This window comes from Paenibacillus sp. 102 (assembly GCF_039549175.1).
Taxonomy (GTDB): Bacteria; Bacillota; Bacilli; order Bacillales; family Bacillaceae_G; genus Bacillus_A.
In genome coordinates, this window is sequence record NZ_JBCGHT010000025.1 from 1 (window position 1) to 17,137 (window position 17,137).

The 17,137-nt window shown below is 32.8% G+C and carries 10 protein-coding genes and 1 pseudogene; 8 read left to right on the forward strand and 3 right to left on the reverse strand.

Annotated elements, in window-relative coordinates:
* Positions 1–640 precede the first annotated feature (640 nt).
* The 6 genes from AAIE21_RS26630 (at position 641) to AAIE21_RS26660 (ending at position 11,377) form a co-directional block, all read left to right on the forward strand.
* A complete protein-coding gene (locus tag AAIE21_RS26630) occupies positions 641–2,830 on the forward strand; it encodes a M60 family metallopeptidase (protein ID WP_343269478.1) in 2,190 nt (729 codons plus the stop codon).
* A 534-nt stretch (positions 2,831–3,364) separates the two neighbouring features.
* Positions 3,365–5,311 (forward strand): DUF3472 domain-containing protein, encoded by a 1,947-nt coding sequence (locus AAIE21_RS26635; protein WP_343269479.1) that lies wholly within the window; start codon positions 3,365–3,367, stop codon positions 5,309–5,311.
* Between the two features lie 566 nt (positions 5,312–5,877).
* Complete coding sequence (locus tag AAIE21_RS26640; RefSeq protein WP_343269480.1) at positions 5,878–6,780, forward strand: Rpn family recombination-promoting nuclease/putative transposase; 903 nt, start codon at positions 5,878–5,880, stop codon at positions 6,778–6,780.
* 1,536 nt (positions 6,781–8,316) lie between these two features.
* Positions 8,317–9,504 carry an efflux RND transporter periplasmic adaptor subunit gene (locus AAIE21_RS26650; protein ID WP_343269481.1) on the forward strand — a complete coding sequence of 396 codons (1,188 nt, stop codon included), beginning with the start codon at positions 8,317–8,319 and terminating at the stop codon, positions 9,502–9,504.
* Positions 9,501–10,181 carry an ABC transporter ATP-binding protein gene (locus AAIE21_RS26655; RefSeq protein ID WP_343269482.1) on the forward strand — a complete coding sequence of 227 codons (681 nt, stop codon included), beginning with the start codon at positions 9,501–9,503 and terminating at the stop codon, positions 10,179–10,181. Before AAIE21_RS26650 ends, AAIE21_RS26655 begins: the two co-directional genes overlap by 4 nt.
* Positions 10,178–11,377, forward strand: a complete 1,200-nt coding sequence (locus tag AAIE21_RS26660) for an ABC transporter permease (RefSeq protein ID WP_343269483.1) — start codon at positions 10,178–10,180, stop codon at positions 11,375–11,377. The genes AAIE21_RS26655 and AAIE21_RS26660 overlap by 4 nt, the downstream gene beginning before the upstream one ends.
* Positions 11,378–11,558: 181 nt before the next feature.
* Here AAIE21_RS26660 and AAIE21_RS26665 read toward each other — a convergent pair whose 3' ends face one another.
* Complete coding sequence (locus tag AAIE21_RS26665) at positions 11,559–12,581, reverse strand: CamS family sex pheromone protein (RefSeq protein ID WP_343269484.1); 1,023 nt, start codon at positions 12,579–12,581, stop codon at positions 11,559–11,561.
* Between the two features lie 477 nt (positions 12,582–13,058).
* Between AAIE21_RS26665 and AAIE21_RS26670 the strand changes: the two genes are divergently transcribed.
* Together AAIE21_RS26670 and AAIE21_RS26675 are read left to right on the forward strand one after the other, a co-directional pair.
* A complete protein-coding gene (locus AAIE21_RS26670) occupies positions 13,059–13,766 on the forward strand; it encodes an IS6 family transposase (protein WP_343269485.1) in 708 nt (235 codons plus the stop codon).
* Positions 13,767–14,043: 277 nt separating this feature from the next.
* A pseudogene (locus AAIE21_RS26675) lies at positions 14,044–14,231 on the forward strand (hypothetical protein).
* 940 nt (positions 14,232–15,171) lie between these two features.
* Here the strand turns inward: AAIE21_RS26675 and AAIE21_RS26680 are convergent.
* Complete coding sequence (locus AAIE21_RS26680) at positions 15,172–15,444, reverse strand: hypothetical protein (protein ID WP_343269486.1); 273 nt, start codon at positions 15,442–15,444, stop codon at positions 15,172–15,174.
* Positions 15,445–15,464: 20 nt separating this feature from the next.
* On the reverse strand, positions 15,465–16,145 hold the full coding sequence (locus tag AAIE21_RS26685; RefSeq protein WP_343269487.1) for an autotransporter: 681 nt from the start codon (positions 16,143–16,145) through the stop codon (positions 15,465–15,467).
* Positions 16,146–17,137: the final 992 nt, after the last annotated feature.

Here is a 17,137-nt window from a genome sequence, read left to right on the forward strand (position 1 = left end):
ATACATCTATCATTACAACTACAAACGATTCCAAAAAAGGCTTAACCATCGAGCTCCGATTGAATATCGAATCTCGATGGCCGCATAGTCTTTTTTTACAGCTGTCTACTTGACGGGGGTAAGACCAGAATTACATCCCATAATTATTAGCATGAAATATATAATTAAACTACAAATGTGAATCGCCTTAGTCAAGGCGATTTTTTTATTTAAAAAAACAAGAATTTCATATTTAGTGATACGAGAAATCACTTGCAGGAGACTGTGTTACCCACTTCAATATCTTAATTTATTTCCGAGTCAGAAGGGGATTCATACTCTTCTAGTAAATACAAGTTTTTTATCTTTGTCGACTTAATAAACTTTGAAGCACCCATAATTTGTTAATATTTCGACAAATTATGGGTGCTTTATGCGCTCAGCATAATCAATGTATTAAAATTTTTCATTTTTTAATACATTGATCTAGCCATATGTACTATTAAATACATTGAAACTTACCTTTTGTCTTGTATAAATAAGTGAATTTATCTTAATTTGTAACAATATGTGTCAACAGATACTATGAAAATATAAGTAATAAGTATTACTTATATTTAATTAAGTTTCAAGTTTTTAGAAAAATAATGGGAGGAATATCATGAAAAGGGAACAGAAGCAAAAGACAAAAAAATCAATGATAGTAATTGCTACATTATCTATCTTTGCTACTGGAGTAACTCCGTCATTAGAGGTCTTTGCGGAGGAACAAACACAGAAACAGAAAGTATCTACAGTATTGCAAAATGAAAAATCAGTTAAAGTGGAAAATCGGTCATTTGCAGTAAAAGGGAAGGGGGATGTCATTCAACTTCGAGATCTTGAAAGAAGGGGATTTAATTTTAGCCCATATGAGCCAACAGGTTTATATGCTAAGCCAAATGAACAAATAACAGTTCAAGTAGAAGGAAATCAAAATATCGAAGCATATATTGGAACTTTTTCGTATGATGCTTCTTGGAGAGAGGACTCTAAAATTAAATCATTCACATTAAAACCAGGTACAAACACAATACAATCTCCCAATGGAGGAATGATTTATTTTTACAATAAACAACAAGGTGGTACCATTCAAACAAAAGTAACAACAGGTGGAACTGCTACTCCTTTCTTTGAACTAGGAAAGCATACGAAACAAGATTTAATAGATATGCTAAACCAATATCCAAATGCACATGCGGTGGAGTTAAAAGGGGAGCGTGTATTGATTACTGCCAGCCCTGCACGTGTTAAAAAGTATTTGCTGGGCTCTAATACAGACCCTGTACAACTCTTAAAAAAGATGGATGAGGCTACTAGAATTCAAGATGAAATATCTGGATTATCTGAAGAACAAGTAGATAAACATTATATTCATTATGTAGAAGAGAACCATTCTTTGGATTATTATATGTATGCATATCCTCATAGAACTGCATATGTAGGAGATGCAATCCAACACGTATTAGATATTAATAAATTCACAAAAGATGGCTGGGGCCCTTGGCATGAAGCGGGACATATGAGACAACAAAGTCCTTGGAATTTTAAGAATATGACGGAGGTACAAGTCAATCTTTACAGCCTTGCCGTAGAAAAAGCATTTACTTCTAATCAACCTATTAGATTGAAACAAGAGGGTGCTTATACTAAGGCATTTCAATACTTAGATCAACCGAATAAAAATTATGACGAGATTAGTGATCTTTTTGTTAAAGTCGTTATGCTTTGGCAATTACAGCTGGCGTATGGAGAAGACTTCTACCCTAAGTTACATCAATTATATAGAGACATGCCTTCAAATGAGATTCCGCAAACGGATGAAAATAAAAAACAATTATTTATGATTATAGCGTCAAAAGTAGCAAAACAAAATTTAATTCCATTTTTTGAGAAATGGGGATTACGTCCAAATACTGATACAATCCAAAAGGTGACGGTGCTAGGGTATCCAAATCTAACAACTGAAATTTGGAAAAGTACAGATTCTAATCCGATTAAACCAGATATACCGAACTCTGCCAATATTTTAGAAGGAAACCAGTTTGCATGGTCAATGAAAGGAATCAGTGATTTCGAATTTGCAAAATTAGATTTTAATAAATCAACAGAACAAATGAAAATTCAATTAAAATCAGGTGTACCACATCATTACTTTAATGAAACGTATGCAAGTATTAAAGTACAAAATCCATCAGGTAAAGTGGTATATAACAAAGAAATTTACGGAAATAAACAGCAAAATGTTGAAGCACAAGCAGTGCCAGTAAAAGTAGGCGATTTTATTGAATTAACACATCTAGAAGGTGTGCATAGAGCCACTCTTACAAATGTGAACAATAGCAAACAAGAGAGCTTTGGAAAAAAAGCAGTGTACGAGGTTACAAAAGAAGGCTTGAAGAAAGTAGAAAAAATGCCAGAAGCAACAATTTTAGATGGAAATCAATTTGAATGGTCGATGAAAGGAATTGGAGATTTTGAGTTTGCCAAAATCAACTTCAATAAGTCGACAGAAGAAATGCAAATTGAATTAAAATCAGGTGTACCACATCATTACTTTAATAGTACGTATGCGAGTATCAAAGTACAAAATCCATCTGGAAAAGTAGTATACAATAAAGAAATTTATGGAAATAAACAACAGAATGCTGAAACGAAAAAAGTACCAGTAAAAGTAGGAGACAAAATTGAAATGACACATCTAGAGGGTGTGCATAGAGCGATTTTCACAAATGTAGATAACGGTAAACAAGAGAGTTTTGGAAAAAGCGTAGTTTATGAAGTTACTTCTACGGGCTTATTAATAAAGTAGATGAAGAGGGTATCCGAAAAACAAGTTATTTTAATATTTTTGTTGTTCAATAAAGTGTTAAATGAATAGCTATGAATTGAATTTTGTTAGATTCCTCTACTAAGTTAATATTCAATATTGAACTATCCCCACTTAACGACCTTGGGGTCTGTTTGAAGTGGGAGATTCCTGCGAACACCGATGTATCCACCAGTTATCTTAGCAGGCTTTGCCCGTAGTTCCTACGGTGAGAACTTAAGTATTATGTACGTTGACGCCCCACGCTTCCTACTTTAGTTTGATTTTCGCAATTTCGGCAAGCGTGGGGCGATAGAACGTTGAAGAGTTTACGATTGCAACGATTTTTCTACAATCAACCTCATATCTTCAGTTTTCAAAGAGCAATCTGTACAAGTATATAGTAACAAACATGTTGGCTTAGCCCAACCGACAGAAGACTCCCACCTATTTGCTGGTGCTATCGCACCTTTACGCAAATTGAGGAGGGAGTCTTCTGTCGGAGAATGATAAAAACTAGAATAGGAAGTGAAATTAGTGAGTAGTCAGAAAAAAAAGAAAGTATTTAATAAAATTTTAGTAACTACAGCAGCCTGCACCATGTTTACACTGTTTGGAACATCTATGGTACATACGGAGGCGGCAACTCGCACAAATGCTCCATCGGTATATGTCACACCGCAAAATACAGCCGCTTCAGATATTATTAGTATAGATTGGTCACCAGTTCAAACAGCACCATATACTTATTGGGCTGTACATAATTGGAATCAAGGTGGAGAAGGCGGTGGCTATGCTGGATTCCAACAACAAAGTGGTTTTGATCAAATGGGTAAACGAACACTACATTTTGCACTTTGGGATCCAATAGCCTCAAACCAAGAAATAAAGGCTGAATACTTATCCCCAACGTCACAAGCGAGTAGATTTGGGGGAGAAGGAACGGGTCTTAAAGTTCAAACCACTTATAATTGGCAAAATAGTGAATGGTATCGAATGCTCCTTCGTTCTTGGCAAGAAGATGGCCACACAAAATTTGGTCAATGGATAAAAGATACGAAAACAAATGAATGGAAGTTAGTTGCGGTTATGGATCATCCAGTTGCTAATGTCGCATTTAATTATGGATTATCGATGTTTCAAGAAGACTGGGCTGGTAATGGACAAGATGTTAGAGAAGCTCGTCTTAAAAATGGTTATAGTAGAAAAGTATCGAATAAACAATGGAGTTCTTGGAATAATCAAAGTGTTTCTGGACAGCATGATACTTCCTATCAATATGATGGAGGAGCAACTTCAGAATATGTATGGGTTAAGGCAGGAGGAAATACTCAATCATCAATTGGAACAGGAAAGACGTTTAACCTAAACCAACCTAGTCAACCGGAGATGGGAAATTTAGATTTTGATGTTCAAAATATTCATTATGAAAATGAAAAAATGAGTGTATCTTGGGAATTTAAACCGCAAAGTACACCGCAGTTTAAAGGGAAAATAGAAATCTATAATAATGAAAATCTAACAGGACAGCCGCTTAAAGTAATTGATAATATTAAGTCCTATCAAACCGAGGTTAGTCAATCTATGCAATTACCTTCAACAGCTTACGCTAAAATTACACTAACAGATATATTTGATCGAACTGTGGAGAAAAAGGTGAAAATTCTAAATGGCATTTCTAATATGCTAGAAGGAAATCAATTCTCTTGGTCATTAAAAGGATATAGTGATTATGAGTTTGCAAAATTAGATTTCAACAAGTCGACAGAAGAAATGCTAGTGAATTTAAAATCTGGAGTACCCCATTATTACTTTGATAGTACGTATGCAAGTGTCAAAGTACAGAACCCATCAGGTAAAGTTGTGTACAGCAAAGAAATTCAGGGGAATAAACAACAAAATGCTGAAATACAAAAGGTACCAGTAAAAGTAGGAGATTATATTCAATTTACACATTTAGAAGGAGATAAAGAAAAGGAAAAGGTACGAGCTACTCTAACTGATATTGATAATGGGAAAAATGAGACTATTGGAACAAAAGCAATGTATGAGATTACAAAAGAAGGATTGAAAAAAGTAGAAAAAATGCCAGAAGCAACAATTTTAGATGGAAATCAATTTGCATGGTCGATGAAAGGAATTGGAGATTTTGAGTTTGCCAAAATTAATTTCAATAAGTCGACAGAAGAAATGCAAATTGATTTAAAAGCAGGCGTGCCGCATCATTACTTTAATAGTACGTATGCGAGTATTAAAGTACAAAATCCATCTGGAAAAGTAGTATGCAATAAAGAAATTTATGGAAATAAACAACAGAATGCTGAAACGCAAAAAGTACCAGTAAAAGTAGGAGACAAAATTGAATTTACCCATCTTGAGGGTGGGTATAGGGCGATTTTCACAAATGTAGACAATAGTAAACAAGAGAGTTTTGGAAAAAGAGTAGTTTATGAAGTTACTTCTACAGGCTTATTAATAAAGTAGATTAAAAGGGTGTCCAAAAATACAAGTTATTTGGACATCTTTTTTCTTAAGTGAACTTTGAAGTCGGAGTTTTTCAGTTCCACAACGACAGCAACCCTTCGTTTCCTTGAGCGTTACTTCGGGCTATTCCACCCCCTAGATGTCCAACAATTGGGCGTTCTTTTTTGCGGTTGATATTTTTAAGCTGGGACCGAATAGCTTATTTTTCGCACTTTATTTTCTTCCTGTAACCGTATATATCAAGTTGTTAAAGAAATATATCCGAGAGGATTGTTCATGAACAAATAATCGGGACTCTGGTCTTGGACTGAATATCATTAAATACATAGTGGAAAAACATGAAGGAGATATATGTATAGACTGCATAAAAGAAAAAATACATTTACGTATTTTTTGTCTAAATAGAATGTATGAGTACTTTCTGGATGCTGATATTAGGATGAATATATATTATTAATAGAAAATCCACTAAATATGTGAAATATCATTAGAGCTTGTTTGCATGTTCTATCTAATTTTATGTACAATGAAAAAAAGAGATATTATAAGACAGGGAGAGGGAATCCATGTCCACCAAATTAGTAAATTTACGAATCGATTTTGCTTTTAAACAGCTATTCGGAACAAAAGGCAATGAGGAAATCCTGACTGGATTCTTGAATGCTATTTTAGAGGAATCTTTAGATGCACCTATTACATCTTTGCAATTAGAAGATCCGCATCTTCATAAATCTTATGAAGATGATAAATTATCCATTTTAGATTTATTAGCAACATTGGATAATGGAACACAAGTAAATATAGAAATTCAGCTTCGGAATACACATGACATGGTGAAGCGATCCTTATATTATTGGAGTAAACTTTATACGTCCCAAATGCAAGAAGGGATGCCGTATCGTTCACTTCGGAAAACAATTACCATTAATTTATTGGATTTTATGTTGTTTTCACATGATGAAGCCTGCCATACAATTGGACAATTATGGAATAAAAAGACGCAGCAATTATTAAGTGACGATATTGAAATTCATTTTGTAGAGATACCCAAATTGGTGAAACAATGGCGTGAAGAAAAGGTCAATCCATGGGAAAATGCATTTGTTCGCTGGATGTTATTATTACCAGCACATGAAGACGAACATTTAACTCAAACATTGGAGGAGATTGCAATGAATCAAGATCCAATTTTAAAAAAGGCAATGAATAAATGGGAGAATATGAGTCATGACTCCTCTTTCCGAACAGCGTATGAAGCGCGTGAAAAAGTACTTCTAGATGAGCAAGCTAAAATAGCGCATGCTCGTGAAGAGGGTTTAGAGGAAGGGCTAGAAAAAGGCTTAGAAAAAGGGATTGAACAAGGAAAGATCCAATTAATTCGTGGTATGCATAAGAATGGCATGCCGTTAGAAGACATTGCAAAGTTCACTGGCCTAAGTACAGAAGAAATTCGTAAATTATTACTATAATACAACGAATTATAAAAATCTTAATGTTACTGTTTGAATGATATGTTTTCCTTTACGTTAACAGTATGAAAAAAAGAACTTGTAGAAATCTGCAAGTTCTTTTTTTTAGGTCAAATATAAATGTAGACTTTTAAATATTAGTTTACATTAAGAAATTCTCTTTGATTATTATAAACTTTTGAATCACATTTTGAAATGAATTAGGGTGTGTGTTTTTACGTTTTTTTAATCGTATAATACTAGTTTGTAGGGTGTTTTTGAATAAACTTTATTACAAAGCAATAAATATTTTTATTAATTTATTTATATATAATTATTTTAAAAATAATTATATAAGTTAAAGTAGGAAGTTGTAGCTATTTAATTTTGTATAAAGAAAAAAGAACCCTCCCTAGAGAAAAGGCTCTTTTTCGGCAAATGAGTGATTTGTCTACTTAAAACATATAAAAAGAAGACGCTTATTTATTATACATTCATATATTAAGAATTACAATATTTATTTAATAAAGGAATATAATTAACTCATTTCATATTATAGTTCATATATTCATCATATAATATCGCGAAATATTTACAGATTTCGCGATACGGAAAAGTCCATGTAGGACGTTAGTCCGCCTTTAGGCATGGGATGAAGGTATCGCTTTGTCGTAGAAAAACACTTGTATTTTGGTATACTGCAACTATAGACCAGAACAAGTCTTTAAAACGCCTATGTGTTCCTTGAAAACAAGATATCGTATGAGGTTCGATAGACTAACTCACGCTATCGGTAAAATGATATGTGTCGTCAAGAACAAGACGCTAAAACATTTGAACACGCAACTTACTGTACGGTATGGTCATAGTACCGTAGCTCACGAACCTATAGGGTTTGTCGTGAGAGTGGTGATGGCACACCGCAATCTTGCATGTCAGCGATACCAGAAATGGACTTCGCCCTTGGTAGCAAGAATCCCACTGGCTTTAGCCAGCTTGCCCCTTTAGGGGGGGGAGTGTCAATTGAATGACATGTGTATGCACCCTAACTCTTTCTTTGTGATATTTTCTTTCGGGAAAAAGCCTAAAATAATCTCTCTTACATTATGAAATAGAACTTTTTAGGTAGAGGGAGATTCTATAACCAAAAGTTGTTTGATTTATTATATTAAAAAATTAAAAATGTATATAAATATGAAATATTGCATATTGAAATGTATTGATATCAGAAAGAACTCTGGCTATTATAAGAGTATAAAAATTTACCACAATTTTATACTCAAAAAAGAGGAGGAAATCAAATGGAAATCGCAATCGCAGTTTTAAAATTCATTGGTGGAGTAATCCCATTAGTAACAGAATTATTAAAAGCAGTGATGTAGTTTAGTTTTTGCAATTATTTATATCATATGAAGTACAAAATAAAGAGGTCAGTTTCTTTACAATAAAGGATCGACCTCTTTATTTTGTTCTTATAGTCATTTACTTTAGGAGACCGATATAAATTATTCAATAGACTTATGCACTAAATTATATCATCATTAAGGGGAATACATAATGTTATCAACTACAACACATCGATCTACTAAAAAGAAAAAATGGATTATTATCGGAGTCATTGCATTAATTGTCGCTATTGTAGCCATCAATATTTTTATGACGCAAGGGAAGAAAAAGGGTGCAGGTGCAGCAAAGGGAGACGCTGTTAGCTTTGAGAAAGTAACCGAACGTACACTCAATAATACGAAGTTGATTTCAGGACAAGTAAAGCCTGGAAATATTGAGAGTTTCTATGCAGATCCGATAAAAGGAAAAGTGAAGGATATTGCGGTGAAAGAAGGGCAAGAAGTAGAAAAAGGAACGAAATTATTCTCTTATGATAATGAAGAAATCAATTTACAAATGAAGCAAGCTGAGCTTGATCAAAAAATGGCAAGTATGCGCTATGATCAAGGGAAAAAGAAAATAGATTCACTAAAGAAAGAGATTAAGAAAGCGAAAGATAGCGGTGCTGGGAAAGAAGTAACAGACCCAATGGAAGAGCAAGTAAGTGAAATAGAAATACAGCAAAAAACTACTGAACTTGAAAAGGAAAAGGGCCAATTACAAGCACAACAATTAAAGAAAAAACAAGATGAACTCACAATCTATAGTAATTTTTCTGGTGTTGTACAAAAGTTAGATAAAGATGCGGCACAAAGCTCAGCGCAAGCAATGGGGGGACAAGGAAAGTCATTTTTACAAGTCGCTTCTAAAGATCCGTTCCAAATCCAGGGGACATTAACAGAGCTTCAAAAGTCACAAATTCAAAAAGATCAACCATTTACTGCAACTGCAAAAGCAAATAGTAAGAAGAAGTGGACAGGAAAAATTACAGAAGTAAGTGAATTTCCGACAAATGCAGAGATGCAAGCAGCTGGTGACGGAACACAAAATATGTCTCAGTATACCTATAAAGCTAGTTTAGATGGACAAGAAGGTTTATCTCCGGGCTATCACGTCTCACTACAAGTAAACTTAGAAAATAAGAAGATAATTGCTGTCCCTAGTAAGAGCATTGTAGAAAAAGATGGTGAACCATTTGTTTATGTAGAAGAAAAAGGAAAACTTCGTAAACAAAATGTGAAAAAAGGTTCTACTGACGGAAACTGGACAGAAGTTCTTGAAGGCATAACAGTGGGGCAAAAGGTGGTTAAAAATCCTTCCGACAATGTATATGACGGAATGGAAGTGAAAGAAAAATGATTACGTTAAACAATATTCATAAAACATATTACCAAGGGGAATTTGCGGTGCCAATTTTACATGGCATTAGTTTAACGATTCAAAGCGGTGAGTTTGTTTCGATTATGGGACCATCTGGTTCAGGGAAATCAACACTCATGAACATTATCGGTTGCTTAGATCGTCCAACAGAAGGTGAATATGTGTTAAACGGCGTGAATATCTTAACGGCAGATGAAGCAAAACTTGCCCTCATTCGTAATGAATATATCGGGTTTGTATTCCAGCACTTTAACTTGCTGCCGCGTCTATCAGCAGTAGAAAATGTGGAACTTCCACTTATCTATGGTGGTGTGAAGAAAGCAGAGCGCCGTCAAAGAGCCCTTGAAGCACTTGGAAAGGTTGGATTGTCGGACAGGGTGCATCACTTGCCGAGTGAACTTTCAGGTGGACAAAAGCAGCGTGTGGCGATTGCGCGTTCCATTGCGAATAATCCAACGTTTATTATGGCTGATGAACCAACTGGTGCCCTTGATACAAAGTCTGGGGAGCAAGTTATGGATATTTTCACGAAGTTAAATGAAGAAGGTACAACGATTGTTATGGTTACGCATGAGGAGGAAGTTGCGGCATATTCTTCGCGCCGAATCGTGATAAGAGATGGGAAAATTACAGAAGATAGAAGGTGTGCGGTATGAGTTTACTAGATAGTATCAAAATTGCCCTGTCTTCTATTCTAGCTCATAAACTGCGCTCAGCACTTACGATGCTCGGAATTATTATTGGTGTAGCTTCTATCATTACTGTTGTTGCAATTGGACAAGGCGGGGAAGCGGCGCTGAAGTCGCAGTTCGTTGGGGCTGGTAATAACGTTATTCCCATTCACTATAGTGCGGATATAAATGATCCATTTGGTATGGAAATGATGGAGCAGCCAAAATTAACTGAGGAAGATATTTTTGAAATAAAAAAACTTCCAGAGATTGCGCATGTTCTTACAACGAATACAAGTATGGAGCCACTCGATATTGAGGATAAAAAAGAGATGGTGAGTATTACAGGGTTAGATAGTGAGTACTTCTCAGTAAATAAAGTGAAAGTCGTAAAAGGTCGCTCTTTACAAGAGTCAGATATTGCGCAAGGTAATAATGTTATGATGATCAGTAAGAGTATGGAAGAAAAGGTCTTTAAGAAGGAAAATCCAGTTGGAAAAATTATTGAGATGAAAGGACAACCGATGCAAATTATAGGTGTCTATAAATCAGATAATGAATTCATGGGAATGGGACCATCGAAAGCTTTAATTCCAATTACATTGTGGCCAACACTATATGGAAAAGACGAAATTCAAAGTATCTCTGTTCAAGCAAAAACTGCGGATGATTTAGAAAAATCAGGTAAAAAAGCCGCTGATGTGTTAAATAGTCGTAAACCAAGTGATGTATCTGGTAAATACGAAGTTATGAATTTAAAAGAAATTCAAGAAGGTATTTCAAAAATGACAGGCATCATGACAATGGTCATTGGTGGTATTGCAGGTATTTCACTAGTCGTTGGTGGTATCGGTGTTATGAATATTATGCTTGTATCTGTAACAGAGCGTACGCGTGAAATTGGGGTACGTAAAGCACTTGGAGCAACGCGCAGTAAAATCTTGCTGCAATTCTTAATTGAAGCGGTTATGTTAACGCTTCTTGGTGGATTAATTGGAATTGGCCTTGGCTATGGAGGAGCATATATTGTTTCTACATTTGCAAAATGGCCACCGCTCGTTTCATGGGAGGTTGTTGTTGGGGGTGTGTTATTCTCGATGACGCTTGGTATTATCTTCGGATTAATTCCAGCGAATAAAGCGGCAAAATTAGATCCAATTGAAGCACTTCGTTACGAATAGGATAAATCGGGGCAGCAATGATTCAAAAATAATCTGTCACATCGGATCCAAAATAGCTTGAATCTCATTTGTTTTAAGAATCAAGTTATATTAAACAGCTAATGATAATACAATCATGGTAAATTGAACTGATATTTATAGTAAAAAAGACAGTTATTAAACTGTCTTTTTTACTATTTTACTATTCAATAAAAGAAACAAAAGGTTCATCTTCATTTTTTTCTTTTACAATAACTGCTTCAGTTTTGTGCTCCGACTTTATAGTCATTTGAACCTTAGTATCTTTAGGAAAAACATCTAATATATTTTGCGTTATCATTTGTGTAAAAGCAACTAATTCAGCTTTACCAGTAAATTTAAATAAAACGTTCATATTTATAGTATCCATAGAATCATCTTTATAAAAAACTGTAGCATTAACAGGTATATAATCAGCTGAATTAAATTTTTTCACTTCCTTAGCAAAAGCATCTAATTTATCATTATCTGCTGCATGTGTTTGCTTAAAATCATCAGAAGGATAAGCAAAAGTTTTTTCGTTAATATTAACCCACTGCCCTACGCTGTTTTCATTTTTTTGTATAGTTGCACTAGAAATAAAAGTACCAGGTTTTAAAGAACTAGAACTTTCCTGTTTAAAAATACAAAAAGTAATAGGAACTTTTACAAATTGCTTATTTTCATAAAGAACTTTTAAAAGTTGATTAGCAATTTCACTCCCTTTGGCATTTGCTTCTTCATTAGAATAATTTGAAGTCACAGCTAAACCAATAACAACACCAGCTAAACTCAATCCTCCTGAATGTTTCTTAGTATAATAATCAAATTCCATAATATTAGACACATAAGGTACCTCTTGTTTTGTCACTAATTCTTCTATTGTTTTTTGAGGGAGATATTCACCTATTTGTAATAAGTGATTTTTTGTATCAAATTGCTTAGATGAAATATGCATTAAACCTAATTCAACTTTATCGATATCTAATTTAGAATTAGTTTGTATATTAACTGCATTTATTATTTTTTGTTCTTTTAAAGGAATAATAGTTTTATAAAAACCATCAGAAATAGGATATTGCGGAATAATACTACTTTTCTGCGTGTTTTTTTCTACAACTTTCTCTTCTTTTTTAATAATACTAGTACCATTACATGCACTTAATAATAGACTAATAACTATCAAAAATAATGATATCTTCTTCACCTATAATAACCACCTTTAACAATTGCTCTTGCTTTATACAACATATAGTGTATCACTAATTATCTAAAAAAAAAGAGATTGTTGAAAATATATATATATATTTAACAATATTATCTGATGCTAAGAATTAATATTAGAAGAGCAGCCTCTTAAATAGAATATTTTTAAGAACAGTTAGTTATTCTGTATAAATTAAGTTGTTACGATGAAAACACTCAAATAATAGTGTTAAATTTTAGAATATAAATTAAATTTAAAAAATAATTCAATTAATGGTAGAATATGGTTGTTTTGTCCGGATAAATATTTAGCATATTGAAAAAATAATCAACAAATCTAGTTTTAAAGGGGGAATTAATTTGGAAAGAAGAAGTCATAGAATTATTGGTTCTGGTGCAAAAGTTCTAAGACTCTTGCAAATAATCTTCTAAACTTGAACATACTGATAGTATGACTCTAAAAAGGGGCGTGATCAGTATGGAAAAGGAAAATTTGTTCAAATGGAAGCATTATCAGCCTGAACTAATCTTATTAACAGTAAGGTGGTACCTACGGTACAATTTGAGCTTCCGTAACTTGGTAGAAATGATGGAGGAAAGAGGATTATCAATTGCTCACACAACGATTATGCGCTGGGTTCATCAATATGGATCTCAATTAGAAGAGAAAGTACGACATCATATTAAATCAACAAATGACTCGTGGAGAGTCGATGAAACTTATATTAAAGTAAAAGGTCAATGGATGTACTTATATCGTGCAGTCGATTCAGAGGGGAATACAATTGATTTTTATCTAAGTAAATCAAGAGATAAACAAGCAGCCAAGCGCTTTTGCAAGAAAGCCTTGGCTTTTTCGTATGTTTCTAAACCTCGCGTGATAACAGTAGATAAGAACCCAGCCTATCCTGTAGCGATTCAAGAGTTGAAAGAAGAGAAACACATGCCTGAAGGCATACAACTAAGGCAAGTTAAATATCTCAATAATATAGTGGAACAAGACCACCGGTTTATTAAAAGGCGAGTTCGTTCTACGTTAGGATTAAAGTCATTTAAAACAGCAATCTCTATATTGAGTGGTATTGAAGCCATGCATATGATGAAAAAAGGGCAACTTGTTTTACCGGACAAGTCTGTTCAAAATCAGAAAGAATTTATTCATAAATTGTTTGGCTTAGTTTCATAAGATAGAAATATAGAGATAATTGCTACTCTATGTTTTTATCTAACATTCTTGTACCAGAACCAACACTCTTGATATATCAGGAACAGTATACTTTTTGCAGGCCGATTAAGCTTTCTCTGTGTGAGTAAATGTATGAATATAGAAAAAAGAAGAGGATTATAAAAATCCTCTTCTTTTTTAGCTACGAAAACTTTTATGTTCACGAGCTGTTTTATTCACTTAAGAGTGCTGTGAAATTTACCTCTTCTATTATAACAGTATAGAACACATCTTTAATATTAAATATTGCATATCTAAATGTATTGATATTTATGTAAGCGCTGACTATAATAAGGGTATAAAGATTTACCACATCTTAATACTCAAACAAGAGGGGGAAATAATATGGAAATCGCAGTGGCAGTTTTAAAATTTTTAGGTGGAGCAATTCCATTAGTTCAAGAACTTTTAAAAACATTTATGTAAGTTCATTATTTTGCAAGTATTTATAAAAATTTTCATACAAATGATCTGTATATCAAAGGTGAATTGATGTACAGATCATTTGTGTGAGTCAATTACACAAAGAAAAAGAATCCCAACAGAATCAGGGATTTTTTCTTTATATAGTTAGTATTATGTAAAACTTTGAGAAAAATATCTAATTTATTCTAAAGTAAGTTTTGAATGAACAAAAACGCAATAAATTCTTTGATTGTATTAATTCGCATAATTATAACAATTATTAATATTTAAATGTTAATAATTGTTATATAATAAACTTGTCAAGCAATTATCCGAGTAGTTCCTCTGTTGTGTCTGTTAAGATAATTTGTTTGTCCCTTGTTACCATTATCTCAAAAAGAACTTGTAGAAATCACTACAAGTTCTTTTTGTTTTTCTCATTGAACATGAATGGAAACTTAAAAAAAACCATTTGTGTGAGCATTTGTAGAAAAAAAGACACTCTTATGAGTGTCTTTCACCTTGAACCACGATACATTTGCGTACACAAATGTATTGCCAGCTCTATCTCAAGAATATCTTACTATTTTTAATTGTATTGGTTATTGAGAAAACAAAAAAGTATCCTTAATGAGTCCCTTTTTGTTTTTCGGATTTAAAATTTAAAGAGAGTTAGAATGTAATCTTTTCAATTGTAAGGATGTAATTAAAAAGAAAATGTCCTCATAGTCAGCTTAATATCATTGGAATATAAAGTGAATTGATATTATAGAGACGTAATCTCTCTAATCTTCAATTAAAAGTTTTCTCAATTTTTTTGTGGCATATATGGAGCGCATATGTTGGTAATATGATATGAATTTTCAACGTAATTTAAAATGGTATGCTTTGAAAAAACAGTACTCTCATGTCTTTAAAATTTTTCTTACTCAAATTTGATTTTTGAAACAGGTCTCCAATGTTATACGTTTTGATAATGCGCACAATAAAATTTATTGAGTTCTAAAACAGCATGTAATACTTCTTCTGGATCATCTTTTTCAAGCATTTGTGTTATTGATAAGTAATATAACTTGGTGTTTAATTGATTTAATTTTATGGTTATTCTTAAACCCTTTAGTTCGCTTAACATTAAATAATACCTTTTAGCATCTTCTGAATTACTAGGGATGTTTTGTTTTAAAATGTGCTCACAATTTAGTATCAAATTAATAAATTCATGATCATTCGTCATGTTATCCTCCAAGAAACTTTTTAACGTAACCAACTGTTATTTACTTTATTAATCCAGTATTGAATAGCCCCACCTTTTCTATATTCTTGAATTATACTTGTTCCTTTAAGATATTGAGTTTGAGGAGCAGTAACGCCTGTAAGCATTTTAGTACCCTTTGGTACCATAATTTTATATGTTGTATTAAGTGGATTTCCCCATGCTTCTAAAACAGCTAACTTATTTCGAGTCTCTTCAATAGTTCTTTCTTTATCTCCCCACCAATAGCCAAGACCATACTTAGATTCTGGTTCACCAGATTTACTTCTTCTATATAGGATAAGCGGTTCATCTGTCTTAATAATAGCTATTTTTAATTCTTTAAATGCTAAAACATCTGAATTTGTTCCTTTAAAATCAAAATTAGAAAAGCCGGACTGACGAATTATTTCTCTTTTTATTGTCGCTCGTTCCATTATGCTTAAGTTTAAATTATCTAGTTTATCTAAGGTTTGATTAATCTCTTTAACCGACCAATCATTAAAATTACCATTCCTAATATAACTGATTTTTTCTTCTAGATTATTATTATTATTTAAAACAGAAGAAATTACATCATGCTTACTTAATTCTTGTTTATTTGTCTCCGCATATATATTAGAGAAAGGGGAGAATAATCCGAATAAAAGTAAAAATAATGCAATAGAGATATGTTTTTTCATTTTTTGTAATTAACTCCTACGATATTATATTTGTGATATCGAAAATAGAGTTGGTTTAGGTTGTAAGAGTCCTGCAATTATTAGTTAGTATTCTTTTCTAGGAAAAGTGAGGATAATCAGAAGAAAGTGTAGTTTTTTAGTGAAGGATTGTGACTATGAAAAATGATTATCCAACGAAAAATTTTCTTCGTGATTCTAGACGATTAGATTATGAGTCTTTCACTTGAGCCAGCCGAGCTAATGGTCCATGTTAATATGATTTAATAAGGGAAATTTGTTATATATTGTTTCAGAAGAAAAGTTACAATGACAAATGTCATTCTTCAACTTAAATCATATTGACGGGTACAGATACAAGAAAATAGAGAACATATCAGATAGACGAGGCATATAGTTGAGAGATGTGTTACGTCTTTACATATGGTTTTATTTTACTGTATCAGCAACTAGTACTGTACCATATGTACTAGTTATTTTTGAGAGGATATGCATAATTTCATTTTTCGTAAGTTCAATGTAAGGTGAATCTGTATTCGTTATAGAAAAGGAAGGCAATTTAGGTGCTAATCATATAGTAGTACAATTGGAAATTTAATAAAGTGCTATTTTAATTGAAAAGAGGGAAAAGATGAAAGGTTTAAAAAGAAAATTTGTTATCAATATTAGAGTGATATTACTAAACAAAAATGCATTTTAAAACCCTAGTTACCTAGGGTAATGGGTATAACAGCTCATTTTAGTTGAGCTACTATCATAGTAACGTTATATTACATTGAAATCATCAAGTAAATGTTTCCAATAAAAGAACAGTTAGCTTTTACTAACTGCTCGACTCCAGGGGGATTGGAGAAATATTATGGTATCTATATTATTGACGGAATATTTTGATTGTATTCAAAAGAGAAATAGAAAATATATTATAGATTAGGAACAAAGTTGAATATGCTTAGTTGCAGTATCAGGTTTATGAATAGGTATTTAAATGGATGACC